Annotated in this window: 17 protein-coding genes; 11 read left to right on the top strand and 6 right to left on the bottom strand. The window is 65.0% G+C overall.

Annotation, left to right across the window (positions count from 1 at the left end; translation table 11 throughout):
* Positions 1-140: 140 nt before the first annotated feature.
* The 10 genes from NKJ57_RS08835 to NKJ57_RS08790 all read left to right on the top strand — a co-directional run bounded on the left by NKJ57_RS08835 (position 141) and on the right by NKJ57_RS08790 (position 11,127).
* A complete protein-coding gene (locus NKJ57_RS08835; RefSeq protein ID WP_352510794.1) occupies positions 141-1,331 on the top strand; it encodes an MFS transporter in 1,191 nt (396 codons plus the stop codon).
* Positions 1,328-1,798, top strand: coding sequence for a cyclophilin-like fold protein (locus tag NKJ57_RS08830; RefSeq protein WP_352460531.1), 471 nt, complete (start codon positions 1,328-1,330; stop codon positions 1,796-1,798). Before NKJ57_RS08835 ends, NKJ57_RS08830 begins: the two co-directional genes overlap by 4 nt.
* A gap of 19 nt (positions 1,799-1,817) precedes the next feature.
* A complete protein-coding gene (locus NKJ57_RS08825; protein ID WP_352497283.1) occupies positions 1,818-2,213 on the top strand; it encodes a (R)-mandelonitrile lyase in 396 nt (131 codons plus the stop codon).
* Between the two features lie 25 nt (positions 2,214-2,238).
* Positions 2,239-3,255, top strand: a complete 1,017-nt coding sequence (locus NKJ57_RS08820; RefSeq protein WP_352510795.1) for a zinc-dependent alcohol dehydrogenase family protein — start codon at positions 2,239-2,241, stop codon at positions 3,253-3,255.
* Positions 3,256-3,311: 56 nt separating this feature from the next.
* A complete protein-coding gene (locus NKJ57_RS08815; RefSeq protein WP_352510796.1) occupies positions 3,312-3,746 on the top strand; it encodes a lipocalin-like domain-containing protein in 435 nt (144 codons plus the stop codon).
* 29 nt (positions 3,747-3,775) lie between these two features.
* Entirely contained in the window at positions 3,776-4,957 is a 1,182-nt protein-coding gene (locus NKJ57_RS08810; protein WP_352510797.1) for an arabinose transporter, read from the top strand.
* A 308-nt stretch (positions 4,958-5,265) separates the two neighbouring features.
* Positions 5,266-9,354 (top strand): Pls/PosA family non-ribosomal peptide synthetase, encoded by a 4,089-nt coding sequence (locus tag NKJ57_RS08805; RefSeq protein WP_352510798.1) that lies wholly within the window; start codon positions 5,266-5,268, stop codon positions 9,352-9,354.
* On the top strand, positions 9,354-9,812 hold the full coding sequence (locus NKJ57_RS08800; protein WP_352510799.1) for a GNAT family N-acetyltransferase: 459 nt from the start codon (positions 9,354-9,356) through the stop codon (positions 9,810-9,812). Before NKJ57_RS08805 ends, NKJ57_RS08800 begins: the two co-directional genes overlap by 1 nt.
* Positions 9,809-10,477 (top strand): 4'-phosphopantetheinyl transferase family protein, encoded by a 669-nt coding sequence (locus NKJ57_RS08795; RefSeq protein ID WP_031198138.1) that lies wholly within the window; start codon positions 9,809-9,811, stop codon positions 10,475-10,477. Before NKJ57_RS08800 ends, NKJ57_RS08795 begins: the two co-directional genes overlap by 4 nt.
* A gap of 113 nt (positions 10,478-10,590) precedes the next feature.
* On the top strand, positions 10,591-11,127 hold the full coding sequence (locus NKJ57_RS08790; protein ID WP_023697685.1) for a dihydrofolate reductase family protein: 537 nt from the start codon (positions 10,591-10,593) through the stop codon (positions 11,125-11,127).
* A gap of 167 nt (positions 11,128-11,294) precedes the next feature.
* On the opposite strand, the gene NKJ57_RS08785 is transcribed toward NKJ57_RS08790, so the two are convergent.
* The 5 genes from NKJ57_RS08785 to NKJ57_RS08765 form a co-directional block, all read right to left on the bottom strand.
* Positions 11,295-12,155 (bottom strand): patatin-like phospholipase family protein, encoded by an 861-nt coding sequence (locus tag NKJ57_RS08785; RefSeq protein ID WP_352510800.1) that lies wholly within the window; start codon positions 12,153-12,155, stop codon positions 11,295-11,297.
* Entirely contained in the window at positions 12,152-13,528 is a 1,377-nt protein-coding gene (locus tag NKJ57_RS08780) for a M16 family metallopeptidase (RefSeq protein WP_352510801.1), read from the bottom strand. Before NKJ57_RS08780 ends, NKJ57_RS08785 begins: the two co-directional genes overlap by 4 nt.
* A gap of 188 nt (positions 13,529-13,716) precedes the next feature.
* Positions 13,717-15,072: a M16 family metallopeptidase gene (locus NKJ57_RS08775; RefSeq protein WP_023750501.1), complete on the bottom strand. Its 1,356-nt coding sequence runs from the start codon at positions 15,070-15,072 to the stop codon at positions 13,717-13,719.
* 96 nt (positions 15,073-15,168) lie between these two features.
* A complete protein-coding gene (gene rsmD / locus NKJ57_RS08770; protein ID WP_023697689.1) occupies positions 15,169-15,723 on the bottom strand; it encodes a 16S rRNA (guanine(966)-N(2))-methyltransferase RsmD in 555 nt (184 codons plus the stop codon).
* A gap of 47 nt (positions 15,724-15,770) precedes the next feature.
* A complete protein-coding gene (locus NKJ57_RS08765) occupies positions 15,771-17,954 on the bottom strand; it encodes a pseudouridine synthase (RefSeq protein ID WP_352510802.1) in 2,184 nt (727 codons plus the stop codon).
* Between the two features lie 180 nt (positions 17,955-18,134).
* Here NKJ57_RS08765 and NKJ57_RS08760 point away from each other — a divergent pair, with 180 nt between their 5' ends.
* Entirely contained in the window at positions 18,135-18,587 is a 453-nt protein-coding gene (locus NKJ57_RS08760; protein ID WP_023694762.1) for a nucleoside deaminase, read from the top strand.
* Positions 18,588-18,615: 28 nt separating this feature from the next.
* Here NKJ57_RS08760 and NKJ57_RS08755 read toward each other — a convergent pair whose 3' ends face one another.
* On the bottom strand, positions 18,616-19,299 hold the full coding sequence (locus tag NKJ57_RS08755) for a hypothetical protein (RefSeq protein WP_023682973.1): 684 nt from the start codon (positions 19,297-19,299) through the stop codon (positions 18,616-18,618).
* Between the last annotated feature and the right edge of the window lie 180 nt (positions 19,300-19,479).

Here is a 19,479-nt window from a genome sequence, read left to right as displayed (position 1 = left end):
CTCCCATCGGACATTCATATCATGAGCAGATAAGTCCATGCGGATTGCTTAGTCTACTTAAATGGGTTCCCCTGCAATATCTTCTGGCAGCGACGGGAATTTGCGGCTGATCCGTCCGGCGCTTTGCCAGGATGCCAATCATGGAAACCACATACGACACAAGGCTTGTTGAAAACCGCGCCGCATGGGGCGCGGTGTTGTCGATGGCGCTATGTGTTTTCGTGCTCATCGCATCGGAATTCATGCCGGTCAGCCTGCTGTCGCCGCTAGCGGCCGATCTCGGCATCACCGAGGGCCGGGCGGGACAGGCGATCTCGATTTCGGGCGCTTTCGCCGTCGTGACCAGCCTGCTGGTCGCCGGCCTCACGCGCCACATCGACCGCCGACTGGTCGTGACCGGCTTCACCCTCCTCCTCATCGTGTCCGGTCTGGCTGTCACCTTCGCGCCGAACTACGCGTTGCTCATGGTCGGCCGGGCGCTGCTCGGCATCGCGATCGGCGGGTTCTGGTCGATGTCGACCGCGATCGTCATGCGCCTCGTGCCGCAAGACATGGTTCCGAAGGGTCTCGCCATGCTGAACGCCGGCAATGCCATTGCGGCCACCATCGCCGCGCCGCTGGGCAGTTTTCTCGGCGCCTATGTCGGCTGGCGCGGCGCTTTCTTCCTCGTCGTGCCGTTTGGTCTCCTGGCGCTGGCCTGGCAGTGGACAAGCCTGCCGCCGCTGCCGCCGCGCCGGAGGAAGCGTGCCGGCAATCCGCTGGCGCTGCTCGGCCGTCTTCCCGTTGCCACCGGCATGGCGTCGATCATGATGCTGTTCATGGGTCAGTTCGCGCTCTTCACCTATCTGCGGCCCTTCCTCGAGAACGTCACCCGGCTCGATATCGCCGCCCTCTCGGCGGTCTTGCTGGCGATGGGGCTGGCCGGGGTGCTCGGCACATGGTGCGTCGGCCGGCTTCTGCGCACGCGTCTGTTCAGCATCCTCACCGTCATCCCGCTGGTCATGGCTGCGCTGGCCGCCGCGCTCATCGCCTTCGGTGCACTCCCGGGTCCCACAGCGCTGCTGCTCGTTGCCTGGGGCTTCTTCGGCATGGCCGCGCCGGTTGGTTGGGGCACGTGGCTCAGCCGAACCTTGCCGAACGACGCGGAGGCCGGCGGCGGGTTGCAGGTAGCCGTGATCCAGCTCGCCATCACCGGCGGCGCGGCGATCGGCGGCACGCTGTTCGATACGGTCGGCTGGTGGGCACCGTTCACTCTGGGCGCGCTGCTGCTCTGCGGATCGGCGCTCGCCGCCCTCGCCGCAGCGCATATGGCCCGGAGGTCTTTGCCATGACGATCGAACGTGCGCCGCTCAGCCGCCGGACATTGCTCGGCGTCGCGCTCGCGGTGGCGGCCCTGCCTCGCACAGCCGCCAGCCAGGAAAGCCAATCTCCCGTCAGCCAGGAGCCCACCGAAATGAAGATCAGGATGGTTTTCAACGGCCGCATCATGACCGCCACGCTCTACGACAATCCCTCGGCGCGCGACTTCTTCTCCATGCTGCCGCTCGACCTCGAGATCGATGACTACGCCCATAACGAGAAGATCGCCTATCTGCCACGCAAGCTGACCGAGGAGGGAAGCGGCCCGTTCGCCGACGAGCAGCCCTATGACCTGTGCTATTTCATGCCCTGGGGCAACCTGGCCATGTTTTACGCCGACTACCGCCATCCCGGGCTGATCAGGCTTGGCCGCTTCGACGAGGGCGAGCAGGCCCTGCACATTCGCGGCAAATTCCCGCTTCGCATCGAGCGCATTTGAGGACGCAAAGGAGATCACCATGGACATTCTTCGCGCCGGCACCAGGCCTTCCGGCAAGGGACCGCCTGACTGGTTCACCGGAACGGTGCGGATCGATCCGCTCTTCAACCCCTTCGACGCCGAGCGGGTTCAAGGCGCACAGGTGACCTTCGAGCCCGGCGCCCGCACCGCCTGGCACACGCATCCGCTCGGCCAGACGCTGATCGTCGTCTCCGGCCTGGGCCGCGTGCAGCGCGAAGGTGGCCCGGTCGAGGAAATCCATCCGGGCGACGTCGTCTGGTTCGCGCCCGGCGAAAAGCACTGGCACGGCGCGTCGCCTCAGACCGCCATGACCCACATCGCCCTCCAGGAGGTCAAGGACGGCAAGGTCGTGGACTGGCTGGAACATGTCAGCGACGCCGACTACGGCACCTGATCTTCTCCCCTCGAAAGGAACCAACATGCTTGCAACCGTTCTTCACAAACCGGGCGACATACGCTGCGAGGAAATCGCCGATCCGAAAATCATGCGGCCGACGGACGCCATCATCAAGCTGTCGGCAAGCTGCATCTGCGGCTCGGACCTGTGGCCTTATCGCGGGCTGCAGCCGGTCGCCGGGCCGATGCATATGGGCCACGAATATTGCGGCATCGTCGTCGAGGTCGGCGCAGAGGTGCGCACCGTCCGTCCCGGCCAGTTCGTCGTCGGGTCGTTCTGCCTCTCCGACAATACCTGCCCGCATTGCCGCTTCGGCTTCCAGTCGTCTTGTGTGCAGCGCGAGTTCATGTCGGGCGCGCAGGCGCCTTACGCCCGTGTACCGTTGGCGGATGGCACACTGGTCGCCACCGCCGAAGTGCCGCCGGCCGAACTCATCCCTGACCTGCTGGCGGTGTCCGATGTGCTCGGCACCGGCTGGTATGCGGCCGACGCAGCCGAGGTCCGCGAAGGATCGACGGTGGTGGTGGTCGGCGATGGTGCGGTCGGCCTGATGGGCGTGCTTGCGGCCAAGGCGATGGGCGCCGAGCGCATCATCGCCATGAGCCGGCACGCCAGCCGCCAAAAACTCGCCCGCGAGTTCGGCGCCACCGACATCGTCGCCGAGCGCGGCGAGGAAGGCGTGGCCCTCATCAAGGAACTCACCAAGGGCGTCGGCGCGGACTCCGTGCTGGAATGCGTCGGCACGGGAGAATCCTTCGACCAGGCGCTGGCCTGCTCCCGCCCCGGCGGCACCATCGGCTATGTCGGCGTGCCGCATGGCGTGAACTTCGACGGCCAAAAACTATTCTTCGGCCAGAAACGCATGCTGGGCGGCCCGGCGCCGGTGCGCCGCTTCCTGCCCGACCTGATGGACCGTGTGCTGCAAGGTCGGATCAAGCCCGGCAAGGTCTTCGACCTCAAGCTGCCGCTGGCCGAGGTCGCTGAAGGCTACCGCGCCATGGACGAGCGTCGCGCCATCAAGGTCATGCTTTCGGTGTGAGCAAAGATCGAGGACCGCCTGTGCGTACCCACAACTCAGAAAAGGAACAACGACATATGACTATGAGATTGAAGATTGCCGCGCTTGCGCTTGCGCTTTCGGTCGCCACGCCGGCTTTCTCGCAAGAATCCGCGATCATCGGCGCATGGCGCATGATTTCGCTCGAGGCCGGCGCCGAGGGAAACCTCAAGCCCGTGTCCTATTCCGGCCAGGTCATCTTCACCGAGGCCGGCACCCTCTCTGTGCAGGCGCAGAACCCCGACCCCAAGGCGCCGGACACGCCTTACACGGCGAATGGCTACGAAGCCTATTACGGGCCGGTCGCCATCAACGACCAGGACAAGACCTTCGTCATCACGATCGAGTCCTCCCTGGTCCGCAACCTTGTCGGCAAGAGCATGAAACGCAAATTCGAGGTCTCGGGCAACAAACTGGTCCTCACGCCTGACAACCCGGCCGAAGGCTGGCGCGTAACCTACGAACGCTACTGATCCGAACAGTTGGGTTACCGAAGGCCAAAATGGCGCGGATGTCAGACCGAAATGGCGTCATCGCGGAACTGGTGCCAATCATGGCGGCTGTCTTCGCCGGCTTCCTGCTGATCGGACTGGCGCTACCCGTCCTGCCGCTGCATCTTCACCTGCAGCTCGGCTTCGGCCCCTTCGCAGTCGGGCTGGTGACGGGCAGCCAGTTCGTCGCCTCGATGCTGTCGCGCATCGGGGCTGGAAACTATGCCGATGGACGCGGCGGCAAGCGCGCCGTCGTCGTCGGCCTCATTGCCGCTGCCCTTGCCGGGTTATTTTACCTCGGCTCGCTGGCATTGCTCGACCGGCCGGTAGCGTCCGCATCGGCGCTGTTCGCCGGACGGGCGGTACTGGGCGCGTCCGAGAGCTTCATCATAACCGGCGGCGTCGCCTGGGGCCTCTCCGTTGCGGGCGGACAGAACTCCGGAAAAGTCATAGCCTGGGTGGGCACGGCGATGTTTGCGGCGCTCGCGCTAGGGGCGCCGGCCGGATCTGCGCTTTATGCAGCGAGCGGTTTCACCGCGATCGCACTCGCGACGATCATCCTGCCGCTGGCGACGCTGCTTGCCATCCTGCCGATGCGCGGCACCAGCGCTGTCGCGAGCAGCGCGCCGCAATCATGGAGGAGCGTGGCGAAAGCGGTCTGGCTTCCTGGCGTCGGAGCTGCTTTCAGCAGCCTCGGCTATGGTGCTATTCTGGGCTTCGGCGCCCTGCTCTTCGCCGAGCGGGGCTGGCAGCCGGTCTGGCTTCCTTTCACGGCCTATGCTGCGTCGCTGATCGTGGCAAGGCTGTGCTTCGGCCACCTGCCCGACAGGCTTGGGGGCGCACGCGTCGCTGTGATCTTCGTTGTGGTCGAGGCGGCAGGGCTGATGCTGGTCTGGCTTGCGACCGGGCCTGTTGTCGCCGCGATCGGAGCGGGCCTGACTGGCCTCGGCTACTCGCTGGTCTATCCCGGTCTCGGCGCCGAGGCCGTAAGCCGTCTTCCGTCGCGCAGCCGCGGCCTGGCCATGGGACTCTACACCGTCTTCCTCGACGTGGCGCTCGGCTTCGGCAGTCCGGCGCTCGGCCTGGTCGCCGCGTCGACCGGGCTGCAATTCGTCTTCTTGGCCGTCGCGGCGGCGACGCTTCCGGCGTTGGGCATCGCTCTGCTGCTGGGTCGCCGTAGCGCTCCAAGATAGACAGCTCGCCGGCGTCGTCCGCATGAGGTTCGCTCATATTCTGTTTCCGGGTTGCCACCAACGCTGAAGCCCTCCCCCGCAAGGTGCAGCGAGCGGCCGGCCAAGCTCCCCGCCCAGACACACTCCAGAAACAAAATTCAACAGTTCGGAAAAACCGGCGAAAAGATCGGGTGGCATAAGCTTCCCCGTCGGGATTCCGGGCACTTCCTTTTTGGAAGCCCTCCACCAACAAAATCGCAGCGGCGGCGCAGTGCCTCCTCCAGCGGCGGCACGAACAGCCGGGCGATGCCCGGCGAGGACGAGAAAGTATGGACATGGACTACGATATCGCCGAACTGGACAGCGACGCGGCAACACCGATCGGCGGCCTGCCAGGCATCGATGCGCTGGCACGGATCGCTCGCGGCCCGACAAGGAACGGCCAGGTCCTGACGGGCGCCGACTTTGCCCGGCAGCCGGGTGAGCGGCTCGATACGGTGTTCGAGCAGCTCGCCGTAACGTTTGCCGCACTGCCGGCGGTGATCTCCGAAGGGCGCGTGTGGACCTATCAGGAGCTGAACAGCCGCGCCAACCAGTTCGCCCGCATGCTGATCAAGCACGGCGTGCGGCCGGGCCACCGGGTCGGGCTCATTCTCGACCGATCGGCGGAAACCTATGTCGCGTTGCTGGCGGTGATGAAGGCGGGGGCTGCCTTCGTGCCGCTGGCCACCGCGTTTCCGCAGGAGCGGATGGCGCTGATCATCGAAGACGCCGCCGTCAGCATGATCGTCACCATCGCCGCCTATGCGTCGCGCGCCGGTCAACTGCCCGTTCCGCATGTGCTGATCGACAGCGCCGCCGCCGAGATTTCCGCGCAGTCGCCCGCGCCGCTGAAGCCGCAGGCGGCCGACGACATTTGCTACATCCTCTATACCTCGGGCACCACTGGCAAGCCCAAGGGCGTGGTCATCACGCACCAGAGCTTCGTCAATTTCATACACGTCGCGGCCGCCTCCTACGGCTACCGGCCGGGCGACCGGGCGTATCAGGGCATGACCATTGCCTTCGACTTTTCCTCCGAAGAGATCTGGGTGCCGTTCGTCGCCGGCGCGACGGTGGTGCCGGCACCTGGCCAGATGCCGCTGGTGGGCGAGGAACTGGCGGATTTCCTGCGCCTCCATGACATCACCTGCATGGCCTGCAGCCCGACATTGTTGTCATCGATGACATCGGACGTTCCCAGCCTGCGCACGCTTTTGGTGGGCGGCGAGGCCTGCCCGCACAATCTGGTGGTGCGCTGGTCGAAGCCGGGCCGGCAGATCCTCAACACCTACGGGCCGACCGAGGCGACCGTCACCGCAACGATGGGGGCGCTGACGCCGGACCGTCCCGTCACAATCGGCGCGCCGTTGCCGACTTACTCGATCGTCATTCTCGACGCTTCGCTGCCGCAACTTGCCGAGCCCGGTGAACTGGGCGAGATCGGCATTGCCGGCATCGGGCTCGCCGTCGGTTATCTGAACCGGCCGGACCTGACCGACCAGAAATTCATCGCCGATTTCGTCGGCCTGCCGAACAACCCGTCGCAGCGCATCTACCGCACCGGCGATCTTGGCCGGATCAACGATAGCGGCGAGATCGAGTATGCCGGGCGCATCGACACGCAGGTGAAGATTCGCGGATATCGCATCGAACTCGGCGAGATCGAGGCGGTGCTGCTCGACCAGCCCGAGATCGCCCAGGCCGCCGTGACCACCTGGGAGATCGAGCCCGGCCGCGTCGAACTCGTTGCCTATTACGCGCTTAAAACCGGTGTAGCGGCGGTTTCCCGTGCGGATCTCGCCCAGACGATGAAGCGGCGGCTGCCCGACTACATGGTGCCCGCCTATCTGGAGGAACTGCCTGCCATCCCGATGACCGTCTCCAACAAGGTAGACCTGCGCCAGCTGCCGAAGCCGACGAGCATCCGGCTTTCGGCCGATCGCACGATGGTGCCGCCCGCCAATGAGGACGAGCGTTTCCTGGCGGAAGCGCTGGCCACGGTGCTGAAATTCGACGCGGTGTCGGTCGAGGATCACTTCTTCGACGATCTCGGCGCCAACTCCTTGCTGATGGCGCATTTCTGCGCGCGCGTGCGCACCAGGAAGGCATGGGCGACGACGTCGATGCGCGACATCTATCTCTATCCCACAGTGGCGCGCCTGGCGCTGCATCTGGGGGTAGCGGAGGAGATGACGACGGCAACCAACGAGCCGGTCCTCACCCGCCGGGCCTCGAATTTCGCCTACTGGACCTGCGGCGCGGCGCAGCTTTCGTTCTACGGCCTCTACAGCTACGTGGCGCTCTGGGCGATCAATGACGGCCTCAACTGGATGTATGACGCGCTCGACGATCCGCTGCAGCTCTATATCCGGTGCGTGGCGCTCTCGGCCGCCGTGTTCTTCGGCATGTCGGGCTTTGCAGTCCTGGCGAAATGGGTGCTCATCGGCCGCTGGAAGGCCGAGGCGTTTCCGATCTGGGGCGTGCGCTACTTCCGCTTCTGGGTGGTCAAGACGTTGATCCGCACCGCACCCGTCGTGCTGTTCCGCGGCAGCCCGCTCTACAGCCTCTATCTGCAGCTGCTCGGCACCAAACTCGGGAAAAACGCCGTCATCGAATCGAAGTCCGTGCCCGTCTGCACGGATCTTATTTCCATCGGCGCCAACACCATCCTGCGCAAGGAATCGATGATCCTCGGCTTCAGGGCCCAGTCCGGTTATATCCACACCGGGCCGCTGACCATCGGCCGCGATGCCTTCGTCGGCGTCGGCTCCACGCTCGACATCGACACCAGGATCGGCAACGGCGCCCAGCTCGGCCATTCGTCCTCGCTGCATCGCGGGCAAAGCATTCCCGACGGCGAGCACTGGCATGGATCGCCGGCGGTGCCGACCACGGCGGACTATTGCAAGGTGCGCAATGTCAATCCTTACCAGGTCCGGCGCTTCCTCTATGAAGCGCTGCAGCTGGTCGGCCTGTTTGGCCTCGTCACCCCGCTGCCGCTCCTGTTCCACAGCTACTGGGAATATGTCGGCGACGACTATCAGGAGACGATCGGCCTTGTCGCAATCGGCACCACGGTCACGCTTTTCGGCTATATCGCGGCGGCTTTCCTGGCAGCGACGCTGGTGCCGCGCCTGACCAGCCTCATCTTGAAGCCGGGCCGCACCTACACGCTTTACGGTTTCCGCTACTGGCTGCAGACCGTCGCCGAATTCGCCAGCAATTCCCGCGTGCTCGGGCTCCTGGCCGGCGACAGCTCGGCCATCGTGCACTACATGCGCGCCATCGGCTGGAACCTAAACAGAGTGGTGCAGACCGGCTCCAATTTCGGCTCCAACCAGCAGCACGAAAATCCGCTTCTGTGCGAGATCGGCACCGAGACCATGGTCTCGGACGGGCTGTTCATGATCAACATGCACAAATCCGCCTCGGCCTTCAGGCTCGAGCCGACGCGCATCGGCGAACGCAACTATCTCGGCAACAACATCTATTATCCGCCGGACGGCCGCACCGGCGACAACGTGCTGCTCGGCACCAAGGTGATGATCCCCATCGACGGGCCGGTGCGCCAGAATGTCGGCCTTCTCGGTTCGCCTGCCTTTGAAATCCCGCGCATGGTGAACCGCGACAAGGAGCTTATCGCCGGCGTCGACGAGACCGACCGGCGCCGGCGCATCCCGCACAAGAACCGGCACAATCTGGTGACCATCCTTTTGTTCCTGGCAACGCAATGGGTCATGCTGTTCGTCACGCTGGCGATCTGGGACCGGGCGCTGAACTACTATACGGAATGGGCGGAGGTCGCCCTGTTCGCCGCTGTGCTTTTGACCTCGGCGATCACCATTCCGTTCTACATTCTGGTCGAGCGGGCAAGCCTTGGCTTTAGCCGGCTGAAGCCGCAGATGACGACGATCTACGACGTCGCCTTCTGGCGCCACGAACGCCACTGGAAGCTGGCGGATTCGCCGATCGTGCGCCTGTTCGCCGGCACGCCGTTCCGGCCGATGATCCTGCGCCTGCTCGGCGTCAAGGTCGGCAGCCGGGTCTATGATGGCGGCAGCAACCTGACCGAGCGCTCGCTGGTCGAGATCGGCGACGACGTCACGCTCAACGAGGGCTGCGTCATTCAGGCCCACTCGCTGGAAGAAGGCGCGTTCAAGTCCGATTTCATCCGCATCGGCGATGGTTGCACGCTCGGACCTTCCGCCTTTGTCCACTACGGCGTAGTGATGGGCAAAGGCTCGATGGTCGACGCGGACTCCTTCGTGATGAAGGGCGAAGAGCTGGAGCCCAACTCGATCTGGCGGGGCAACCCGGCCAAGCTGCATCGCTTCGTCGAGCCGGTGCCGGAGGATAGCGTCAAGGCAACGGCTTGATGGGCGCAGACGTCCGTCTCGTTTCGCTGACTGCGGCCAACCGGGCCTTGGTCGCGGCCCTGCAACTGGCCGCGGATCAGATCGATTTTGTCGCCAGCAATGCGGAGTCGCTGGACGAAGCCGAAACCGACGGGGACGCACGGCCGCGCGTCGTCATGGCAGGGGATCGCGTCGTCGGTTTCCTGATGTACGAGGAGCCGGAGGACGACGACGAGGCGCGGATCTACCGCTTCATGATCGATCGCGTCCATCAGGGCCAAGGCTACGGCAAGGCCGCTTTGCGCGAAGTGCTGGATGAAATCATGCGGCTCGGCCACATCAGCCACGTTTCGATCTGCTACGAACCTGGGAATGAAGCGGCACGCCGCCTCTATCGCGCTGCCGGTTTCGTCGAAGAAGGGCCCGACGAGGACGGGGAAATGATCGCCGACCTCGCTCTGCGGGGCGGCCAGCCATGACGCGCCCGCTCGATGCCGGTGGCAGCCTGTCGGCGCAGTTGCTGGCGGCGATGGCCGCCATGGCACCGGCCGGCGTTCAGATCGGATGCCGCACGATCCGCGAAGGCGATGAGAACCATTTGCTGCCGCAGGAAGCACGCTCCATCCCGTCACGCCTGCCGCTGATGCGGCGGGCGAGTGGCGCGGCGCGGTGGATCGCGCACGAGCTGCTGGCGGATATGGGCTTGAACGACGTCGCTATCCTCCGCGGCTCCTCCGGCGCACCGGTATGGCCTCATGGAGTAACGGGGTCGCTGGCTCACGACGACGAGATAGCCGTGGCGGCCGTCGCGCCGCTCTCCCACGTCGCCTCGCTCGGCATCGATATCGAGCCCGCTTTGCCCCTGCCCGACGACATCTTCGCGCTGGTTGCAGTCCCCGCTGACCGGATCGACGCAACCGACCCGTATCTTGCCGGTCGCATCCTTTTTGCCGCCAAGGAAGCTGTCTACAAGGCCGCCTACCCGCTTGATGGCGAAGTGCTGGGCTATGAGGACATCACCGTCGATCTCGACGCAAGCGACGCTGTGACGAAGACGGGCCGCAGAGCGAGACTGGTTTACTGCGTTGCTCCGTGTGTGGTCGTTCTGGCGTTTGTCGATGGTGTCCGAAGCGCCCCCCTTTAAGCGCGATGGGCCAGCGCCCGACAGCAACGCCTGCTCAACAAAGCGCTTTTTTTTCGCAGAGCGGTCGCAAAAGGCTCACACGGTTCGTCCTTTGACAGAAGAAGGAGAGCGCCATGAGAAACCTTATTATCACCGAGTTCATCAGCATCGATGGCATCGCCGAGGTCGAGAAGCTGCCCAGCGTGACCTGGAACGATGAGATGCAAAGGTTCAAGGAGGACGAGCTTGCCGACAGCGGGGCCATGCTTCTGGGGCGCACGACCTACGAGATTTTTGCCGGCTCTTGGCCCAAGGAAACCGGAGACTTCGCCGACCGGTTCAATGCGCTGCCGAAATATGTCGCGTCGACAAGCCCGAAGGCACTCGACTGGAAACCGGCCGAGTTGCTGAAGGGTGTGTTGCCGGAAGCGGTTCGGGCGCTGAAGCAAGGCAGCGGCGGCAACATCTATGTGCATGGCAGCCTGAGCGTCGCGCGGGAATTGCTGCGCCATGGTCTGGTCGATCGCGTCAGGCTGCTGAGCTACCCTGGCTCCGTCGGGGAGGGCAAGAAGCTGTTCCCGCCCGATATGCCGGTGGCGTTGGAGCCGATCTCGACCGTACAGTTCAGCAATGGCGTGGTGGCGCTGGAATATGCGGCTGGGAGGGTGTGAGACGCTGGTGGGTAATCTCCCCTTGAGGGGAGATGTCGCCGAAGGCGACAGAGGCGGTCGGTCCGTCCTGACGCAACCTCCTATCGACCGTAGGAGGTCGAGCTTCACGCGAGACGACCCCCTCTGGTCCGCCGGCCATCTCCCCCTCGAGGGGGGAGATCGGCAGCTCACCCTGCTTTCTTCCCCCGCTTGCCCTTGGCATGCGCCTCGACCACTCTTTCCACCTCGCGCTTCAGTTGGTCCTTGACCTCCTGCGTCTCGGCCAGCAGCGTGTCGATCTTCATGAAATCGAGCACGCGGTATTTTGACACTGGCGGGCGGATCAGTATGTCGGGGGGGCGCTGGTTCAGCTTGTGGGCGATGATCGACTGCATCATCAATTGCGTGGCGCCGTACATCAGATCGACGGTGGTCGGGTGCTTGCGCTCGGCCTCGCTCGGCGCACCGACGACGTCGATCGCGATGATGATGTCGGCGGCGTCTTCGATGAGGTCGAACGGCACCGGATTGTAGATGCCGCCGTCGATCAGCACGCGGTCGTCGCGCGTCACCGGGCGGAACACGGCGGGAATGGCAGCCGAGGCGGCGAGCGCCGAATGCAGGTCGCCCTCGTCGAAGACGGCCAGCTTGTGACCGAAATAGTCCGTCGCCGTCACCTTGAGCGGGATCATCAGCTCGGCGAAGGTTTCCGGGATGGCTTCCGGCAGGAACGCCTTCAAGATGCGCTCTATGTTGAACTGGCTGACGCGGATGCCGCCCTGCATCGCCTCGGCGATGGTGCCGGGACGCGAGCGCCACATGCGCGCCGCCACCTCGGCGCGGCGGCCGAGGATCGAGCGGGCGTAGTCCTCGATGTCCTTTCCGCTCATGCCCGAGGCCATGCCGGCGCCCATGATGGCGCCGATCGAGGAGCCGGCGATGGCCACGGGCTTGATGCCGAGCTCGTCCAGCGCCTCGACGATGTGGATATGGGCGAGGCCGCGCGCGCCGCCGCCGCCAAAGGCGATACCGAAAGTCGGACCTGTCATTTGGCCTCCAGCTTCGGCCCGATGCTCATAATCGCGGGCGCCGGCGTCAGCAGCTTCTTCGCCGCTGCCTTGACCTGATCGAGCGTCACGCCGTTGATGAGCGCCGCGCGGCGCTGCACGTAGTCGATGCCGAGATTGTCGAGCTGCAATTCCACCAGGGTCGCGGCAATGGCGCTGGAAGAATCCAGATTGCTGATAGCATAGGAGCCGACCATGTATTTCTTGGTCGCGTCCAGCTCGGCCTCGGTCGGCCCCTCCTGCGCCATCTTCTTGACCACCTCCTTGACGATGGCGAGCGTCTCGGCGGCGCGGTCGGAACGCGTCGCCGTGGTGATGATCAGCGCATTGGAATGCTGGTGGTCGACCAGGTTGGAATCGACGGAGTAGGCCAAGCCGCGCTTTTCCCGCACCTCGTCATAGAGGCGCGAGGTGAAGGTGCCGCCGCCGAGAATCTGGTTCATCAGCACCGCGGGGAAGAAATCCGGCGCATCGCGCTTCACACCGGGGTAGGCAAACTGCAGCGAGGTCTGCGGCAGGTCGTAGTCGACCTCGAGCTGCTGGCCGAGCTTCAGCTCGGTATCGGCAACCGGTTGCAGCACCTGCTTTTCCGGCAGATCGCCGAAGACCTCATCGAGCTTCCGTTTCAGCGTCGCGGCATCTATGTCGCCGACCACCGCAACATGCAGGCCGCTGCGGGCGAAATTGGCCTTGTGGAAGGCAGCCAGATCCGCTGCCGTGATGGTGGCGATGCTGTCCTTGGTGCCCTGGTCGGGCCTGGAATACGGATGGTCGCCATAGATGGCGCGCAGCCATTTGGTTTGCGCGACGGTGTTGGGGTCACGCTCATTGGCGATGATGCCGGACAGGATGTGGGCGCGGATACGGTCGATCGGCGCCTGGTCGAAGCGCGGGCTGGTGACCGCCAGCCTGAGCAGGTCGAAGGCCGCATCCTTCTGCTCGGCCAGCATCCGCATCGCGCCATAGGTGCCGTCGCGCGCCGCTTCGAAGCCCATTTCGGCGCCGGCATCGTCAAGCTTGATCTGGAAGGCCTCGCTGTCGAGGTCGCCGGCGCCCTCGTCGAATAGGCCGGTCATCAGATTGACCAGCCCTTCCCGCCCCGCCGGATCCTGCGTCGAGCCGCCATCGAACACGAAGCGGATGGCGACGATCGGAATGGAGTGGTCCTCGACCAGCCAGGCGTTGACGCCTTTCGATGAGGTCACCGGCTGAATGTCCATCGCGTGCGCGGCAAGCGCCGGCAGGATGAGGAAGAAGATGCCGAGGAACAGTGTGGCGAAGACGTGGAGAACCGCGATGCGCCTATGAGTAATCGCATCAGGCCATTGATCGCCAAGGTCAGCTCCGCCCCTCATCGCGCTGCCGGGCACTTCTCCCCGTATAGTGACGGGGAGAAGGGGTCTCGCCGCGACGCTGGCGCTCTTCTTACGACGCTGATGGTTGGCGAAATCGACGATGACAGCGCCCCTCTCCCCGTCACTATAGGGGGAGAGGATGCCGGCAGGCAGGTGAGGGGCAGCGCTAACGCTCAATCTCGTCATCATCAATTCCCCGCCTGTTGCTGCGGCAAGAGATAGCCGGTCGTCGTACGATCGAGCAGCAGATAGCGTGCGGCGACCGCCTTGATCTCATCGGCGGTGACCTTGCGAATGCGGTCCGGCCATTCCTCGATATCCCTGACGTTGCCGCCGGTGGCGAGCTCGGCGCCGTAGAGATTGGCCATCTCGTCCTGCTTGTCGCGGGCGAAGATCATGGCCCTGATATAGCGGGCCTTGGCCTTCTCCAGCTCATCGGCGGTGACGCCGTCCTTGACGATGCGGGCGATCTCGGCGTCGACGGCCGCCTCGACGTCGCTCAGCTTGGCGTCGCCGCGCGGCGCGCCATAGACGGTGAAATTGGTGGCGTCGAGCATCGTACCCTGGAAGAAGGCGCCGGTCGCCGATGCGATGCCTTGCTTGACCACGAGTTGCTGGTAGAGCCTGCTGCGGCTGCCGCCGCCAAGGATCTCTCCCAGCAGGTCGAGCGCCTCGGCCTCGCCGGGTTTTGCCGTGTGGTAGGACGGAACCACCCATTGCGTCGAAAAGCTCGGCACCGAAACGCGCCCATCGGTGAGCGTCACCGTGCGCTTGGTGTTCTGCTCCGGCTCGACCGGGCGGATGCGCGGGGGCAGGTCGGGACCGCGCGCGACCTTGCCATAGGTTTTTTCGGCCAGCGCCTTCACGACCTCCGGCTCGACATCGCCGGCCACGATCAGCACCGCATTATTGGGGCGGTAGTATTTGTCATAGAAGGCAACCGCATCGGTGCGGTTCAACTGCTCCATCTCCTGCATCCAGCCGATCACCGGAATGCGGTAGGGCTGGTTCTGCCAGAGCGTCGCGTCGACCTCTTCGTCGAGCACCGCCTGCGGATTGCTGTCGATGCGCGCGCGGCGCTCTTCCAGGATCACGTCGCGCTCGGTCTTGATGACCTCGTCGGTCAAGATGAGGTTGCGCATGCGATCGGCCTCGAAGCTCATCATCTCACCAAGTGCCGAGGGCGCCACCGTCTCGTGGAAGGCAGTGTAGTCATATGAGGTGAAGGCGTTGTTGGAGCCGCCGATGGCCGATATGGCGCGGTCGAACTCGCCCGCGGCGTGGTTGGTCGTGGCCTTGAACATCAGGTGTTCGAAGAAGTGCGCTATGCCGGACTTGCCTGGCGGCTCGTCGGCGCTGCCGATCTTGTACCACACCATATGGGTGACGATGGGGGCGCGATGATCGGGAATGACCACCACCTCCATGCCATTGTCGAGCAGGAAGTTGGCCACCTTGCCATCATCCGCGGCCAGGGCCGGGCCGGCCATGGTCAGCGCGGTGGCGAGCAAGGCCCTCCGCAGCCATTCAGTATGAGATGTCATTGATGGCTCCGGTTGTTATCGCGCGACGATAGGCAAGGTCAGCCGCGGAGGCAAAGTGAATTGTGCGTCATTTTGAAGGCGCCGATCGCCACACCCTTACGCAAGCTCGATGAACCGGACCACCGTCTCGCCGTAGTTTCGTTCATCAACCACCGAGAATTCCGGCCCAATCTCGAAGGGCGCCGAGGCGGCTTCCTCGATCACGCAGAGCGCGCCGGGCAGCAACCAGCCGCCATCCCTGGCCGAGCGCAGGGCGCGCTCGCCAAGGCCCTTGCCATAGGGCGGATCGGCGAAGACCAGGCCGAATGCCGCAAGCGTACCGGCCTCACCCAGGGCGGTCGCGTCGCGGCGGAAGATCTTGGTGCGGCCGGTAAGGCCAAAAGCTTCGACATTGGTGCGGATCAGGCCGCGCCCTTCGGCCGATTCTTCGATAAAGACGCCATAGGAAGCGCCGCGCGACAGCGCTTCGAGGCCGAGAGCGCCGGTGCCGGCGAAAAGGTCGAGCACACGCGCGCCGTCGAGCTTGTCGGCAAAGCGGTGCGCCAACACGTTGAAGACGGCCTCGCGGGCGCGGTCGGTCGTCGGGCGGATGGCATGGTCGCGCGGCGTCGCCAGCGGACGCCCGCGAAATTGGCCGCCGACGATTCTCATTTATGCCCGGGTCTCATTTAAGGCCGGATCTCATTTAAGTCCCGGCATCATCTGGTCCTCGGGCCCTTGGGACCGTTGCGTGGCCGCTCGCCGCCCCGACCGCCATCCGGACGCTCGCCACCCGGCTTGCCGAACGGCTTGGCTCCGCCCGGCTTGCCATCGGACGGCTTGCCATAGGACGGCTTGAACGACGCCTTGCGCGCCTTGGCCTCGGCCGCCTTGGCGGCATCGGCTTCCGCCCTGCCCTTGCCGATCGGACGCGCGCCCGGCGCCATCCAGACATTAGCCTTGCGCTGGCCCGGCGGATCGATCGGCCGCTGCTCGCGCTCGGGCTTCTTGCCGCCGCGCGGTTTGTCACCAAAGGCGCCGCGCGGCTTGTCGCCGAAGCCTCCACGGGGCTTGTCGCCAAAATCGCCGCGCGGCTTTTCGCGAAACTCGCTGCGCGGCTTGTCCGAAAACTCGCTGCGCTCGGGTCTCGGGCCGCGTTCGCCAAAGCTCTTTTCCGGCCTCGCGCCCCTTTCGGGACTGGTCGACAGCTTGCCGAGCGCTTCGTCGCGGCTGCCTTCGCGGCGCTTGCGGTTCTTGATAAGACCGCCCTCGCCGATCGGCCGATGGTCACCCTCGCGGGTGACTTTCGGCCGTTCCGGCTCCGCGTCACGCTCTCGCCGCACCGGCTGGTTGGAAAACGGCTTGATGATCTCGGCGTCGAAATTGGCGCCGGATTCCTCGACCAGTCGCTCGCCGAGCTGGTCGCGCAAGACGCGGCCCTTGATCTCCAGCACATGGCCTTCGGCGAGATCGTCGAGCTGGAACGGTCCGTAGGAGATGCGGATCAGCCGCGTCACGTCGAGGCCGAGCGATCCAAGGATGTTCTTCACTTCGCGGTTCTTGCCTTCGCGCAGGCCGATCGTCAGCCACGCGTTGGTGCCTTGTTCACGATCGAGCGTCGCTTCGATGGCGCCGTAGAAGACGCCGTCGACGGCAATGCCTTCACGCAGGCCTGCGAGCATGCTTTCCTCGACCTTGCCATGAACGCGCACGCGGTAACGGCGCAGCCAGCCAGTGGCAGGCAGTTCGAGCACGCGCGACAGACCGCCATCGTTGGTGAGCAGCAGCAGGCCTTCGGTGTTGATGTCGAGGCGGCCGATGGTCATCAGCCGTGGCAATTCGGCCGGCAGCACGTCGAACACGGTCTTGCGGCCCTCGGGGTCGCGGTTGGTGGTAACGACGCCGGCAGGCTTGTGAAACAGGAACAGGCGGGTGCGCTCGATCGGCGGGATCTCCATGCCGTCGAGATGGATGATGTCGCCCGGCATGACGTTGAAGGCCGGCGAGGTCAAAGCCCGGTTGTTGACCTTGACACGGCCCGCCGCGATCAGGTCTTCGGCGTCGCGGCGCGACGCCAGGCCGGCGCGGGCCAACCGCTTGGCGATACGCTCGCCGGCTTCTTCCGCATCTGCCGGACGCGGGCGCGGCTTGAAGGCGCCGCCAGATGCTTGCGGCCGGTCACCACCGAAATCGCGCTTGGGGCGATCGCTGAAGTCACGCTTGGGACGATCTCCGGCGTCGCGCTGCGGGCGATCGCCAAAATCGCGCTTTGGCCGGTCAAAACGCTTTTCGCCCTCGGCGGAAGCAGGCCGATCGCCACGCGGTGCGTAGGGCTTGCGAGGCCCTTCACGCTTTTCGAAAGGCTTGCCTTCGGGACGCGGCCCCTTGCTGAACGGCCGATCGCCGCCCTTGAAATCGCGCTTTGGCCGCTCGCCATCGGCCGCAACCGGCCGATCGCCGCGCGGTGCATAAGGCTTGCGCGGCCCCTCGCGCTTTTCATACGGCTTGCGTTCACCCTCGGCCGCCATAGGGCGATCCCCACGCGGCGCATAGGGTTTGCGCGGCCCTTCGCGCTTTTCATACGGCTTGCGCTCGCCTTCGGCTGCCATCGGCCGGTCACCGCGTGGTGCATATGGCTTGCGCGGTCCCTCGCGCTTTTCGAAAGGCTTGCCTTCGGGACGAGGACCCTTGCTGAATGGCCGGTCGCCACTTTTGAAATCGCGCTTGGGCCGCTCGCCCTCAGCCGCTGCCGGCCGGGCGCCGCGCGGCGAATAGGGTTTCTTGGCCCCGAAGGAGGGTTTGCCGCTTTTGCCGGCGGCGCCATCGCGGCGCGGCCCCGCGGCTCCAGGGCCGCTTTTGCCCGGGCCTTTGTGGCGCGGAGATTTCTTGTCGTTGTCGTCCATGTGGCCTTTGCCTTGTTGCGCTGCTACAGCGTGGCGCATCCTTTCGGGCGCGCAAAGGACGCTATAGCACTTTGATTTGGCGCATGATCATTTCCGAAAATCTGTTCCGATATTCGGGTTGACGCGCTCCATAACAGGATCACCGCCAAGTGGCGAGGAGATAATCGGAATGGAAACCGCGTGAAGCGGCCGGATTTCATGGCGCTGGCGCTGAAAGAGGCGCAAGCCGCCGCCTTGCGCGGAGAAGTTCCGGTTGGCGCCGTCATCGCCAGCGGCGACACGGTGGTGGCATCCGCCGGTAACCGCACCCGCGAACTTGCCGATCCGACGGCGCATGCCGAAATGCTGGCCATCCGCGCGGCCTGCCAAACGCTCTCCAGCGAGCGGCTGACCGGTCACGACCTCTATGTGACGCTGGAACCCTGCGCCATGTGCGCAGGCGCCATTTCCTTCGCCAGGCTGCGCCGGCTCTATTTCGGCGCGGCCGACGAGAAGGGCGGCGCGGTGGTCAACGGCGTGCGCTTCTTCGCTTCGCCGACCTGCCACCATACGCCCGACATCTATCCGGGCATGGCCGAGGCCGACGCGGCGCTGCTGCTCAGGGAATTCTTTCGGGAAAGACGCGAAACGTAGAGCCTTCAGCTACCGAAGGCGACGGTTCCTACCAGGAGGGCAGCCAGTCGAAGAGCCCGCCGCTCTTGCCCTTGGCGGCCGCTTCCTTCTTGAGGCGGCGTTCCTTCTTGTATTCATCCTCGCCGAGTTCGCCCTGCGGCGCCGTGTCGGAGGCAGCCCGATAGGCCAGAGGCGGCTCGCTCAGATATCTGCGAGTGTTGGGATCGCCCTGCTTTTGCTCTGCGGTGCGGCGCTGGATCTCGGCGGCGCGGCCCTTGTCTGAATCCTTCGGCGACCAGGCCGGCGGGTGGCTTGAGCCCGAATCCGCCAGCGCCTTCTTCACGGAAGCCGGATCGGTCTGCACGTCGTCGACGATCCCCGACTGATAGGACGGGTCGTCCTGGTGGGCAGTGGCGTCGGCACGCAGGCGGGCGCGGCGCTGCTCGGGCGATTCGGGCCAATCGGTGCTCGCCGTTTCGATGCTTTCCTGAGGCGGCGGCAGCACTTCCTTCTGCCCCGGCGCCGGCTTTACCAGCTCCGGACGCGGCCTGTAGTCGATCTGTTCCTTGTGCTTGGGCGTGATGGCGAAGGCGCCGGAAAGGTCGCCGGCAAGCTGCTCGCCAGCCGTCTTGTCGGTGCCGTAGGTCGGCGAACCCATGCAGCCGGACAGAGCGAGGCCGGACGCGACAAGCGGCGCCAGCAGCGCAACGCGCACGGAAGTTCTGTCGATCATGCCAAAAAGTCCCACTCTAGACAGCCTCTCGATCGTCACCGGCCAAAGGCCCCGGTCCCCATCGTCCACGCTCTTGCGACGGAATTCCGGCGACAATTTGTCTTCCGGAGTTTCGCGTGTTTATCTCAACCACTCGTTAAGGGCAACGCGCGGGCGCTTTTCACCCGCCCGCCGTGGCAT

This window comes from Mesorhizobium sp. M0077, assembly GCF_040322955.1.
In the GTDB taxonomy this organism is placed as follows: domain Bacteria; phylum Pseudomonadota; class Alphaproteobacteria; order Rhizobiales; family Rhizobiaceae; genus Mesorhizobium.
Note: the sequence above shows the minus strand (reverse complement) of the source record. Positions and strands in the feature narration are given on the sequence as shown.

Bases quoted from the DNA above. Each gene is read 5' to 3' on its own strand.
- NKJ57_RS08835 (WP_352510794.1), top strand. From the start codon at position 141: ATGGAAACCACATACGACACAAGGCTTGTTGAAAACCGCGCCGCATGG.
- NKJ57_RS08830 (WP_352460531.1), top strand. From the start codon at position 1,328: ATGACGATCGAACGTGCGCCGCTCAGCCGCCGGACATTGCTCGGCGTC.
- NKJ57_RS08825 (WP_352497283.1), top strand. From the start codon at position 1,818: ATGGACATTCTTCGCGCCGGCACCAGGCCTTCCGGCAAGGGACCGCCT.
- NKJ57_RS08820 (WP_352510795.1), top strand. From the start codon at position 2,239: ATGCTTGCAACCGTTCTTCACAAACCGGGCGACATACGCTGCGAGGAA.
- NKJ57_RS08815 (WP_352510796.1), top strand. From the start codon at position 3,312: ATGACTATGAGATTGAAGATTGCCGCGCTTGCGCTTGCGCTTTCGGTC.
- NKJ57_RS08810 (WP_352510797.1), top strand. From the start codon at position 3,776: ATGGCGCGGATGTCAGACCGAAATGGCGTCATCGCGGAACTGGTGCCA.
- NKJ57_RS08805 (WP_352510798.1), top strand. From the start codon at position 5,266: ATGGACATGGACTACGATATCGCCGAACTGGACAGCGACGCGGCAACA.
- NKJ57_RS08800 (WP_352510799.1), top strand. From the start codon at position 9,354: ATGGGCGCAGACGTCCGTCTCGTTTCGCTGACTGCGGCCAACCGGGCC.
- NKJ57_RS08795 (WP_031198138.1), top strand. From the start codon at position 9,809: ATGACGCGCCCGCTCGATGCCGGTGGCAGCCTGTCGGCGCAGTTGCTG.
- NKJ57_RS08790 (WP_023697685.1), top strand. From the start codon at position 10,591: ATGAGAAACCTTATTATCACCGAGTTCATCAGCATCGATGGCATCGCC.
- NKJ57_RS08785 (WP_352510800.1), bottom strand. From the start codon at position 12,155: ATGACAGGTCCGACTTTCGGTATCGCCTTTGGCGGCGGCGGCGCGCGC.
- NKJ57_RS08780 (WP_352510801.1), bottom strand. From the start codon at position 13,528: ATGAGGGGCGGAGCTGACCTTGGCGATCAATGGCCTGATGCGATTACT.
- NKJ57_RS08775 (WP_023750501.1), bottom strand. From the start codon at position 15,072: ATGACATCTCATACTGAATGGCTGCGGAGGGCCTTGCTCGCCACCGCG.
- rsmD (WP_023697689.1), bottom strand. From the start codon at position 15,723: ATGAGAATCGTCGGCGGCCAATTTCGCGGGCGTCCGCTGGCGACGCCG.
- NKJ57_RS08765 (WP_352510802.1), bottom strand. From the start codon at position 17,954: ATGGACGACAACGACAAGAAATCTCCGCGCCACAAAGGCCCGGGCAAA.
- NKJ57_RS08755 (WP_023682973.1), bottom strand. From the start codon at position 19,299: ATGATCGACAGAACTTCCGTGCGCGTTGCGCTGCTGGCGCCGCTTGTC.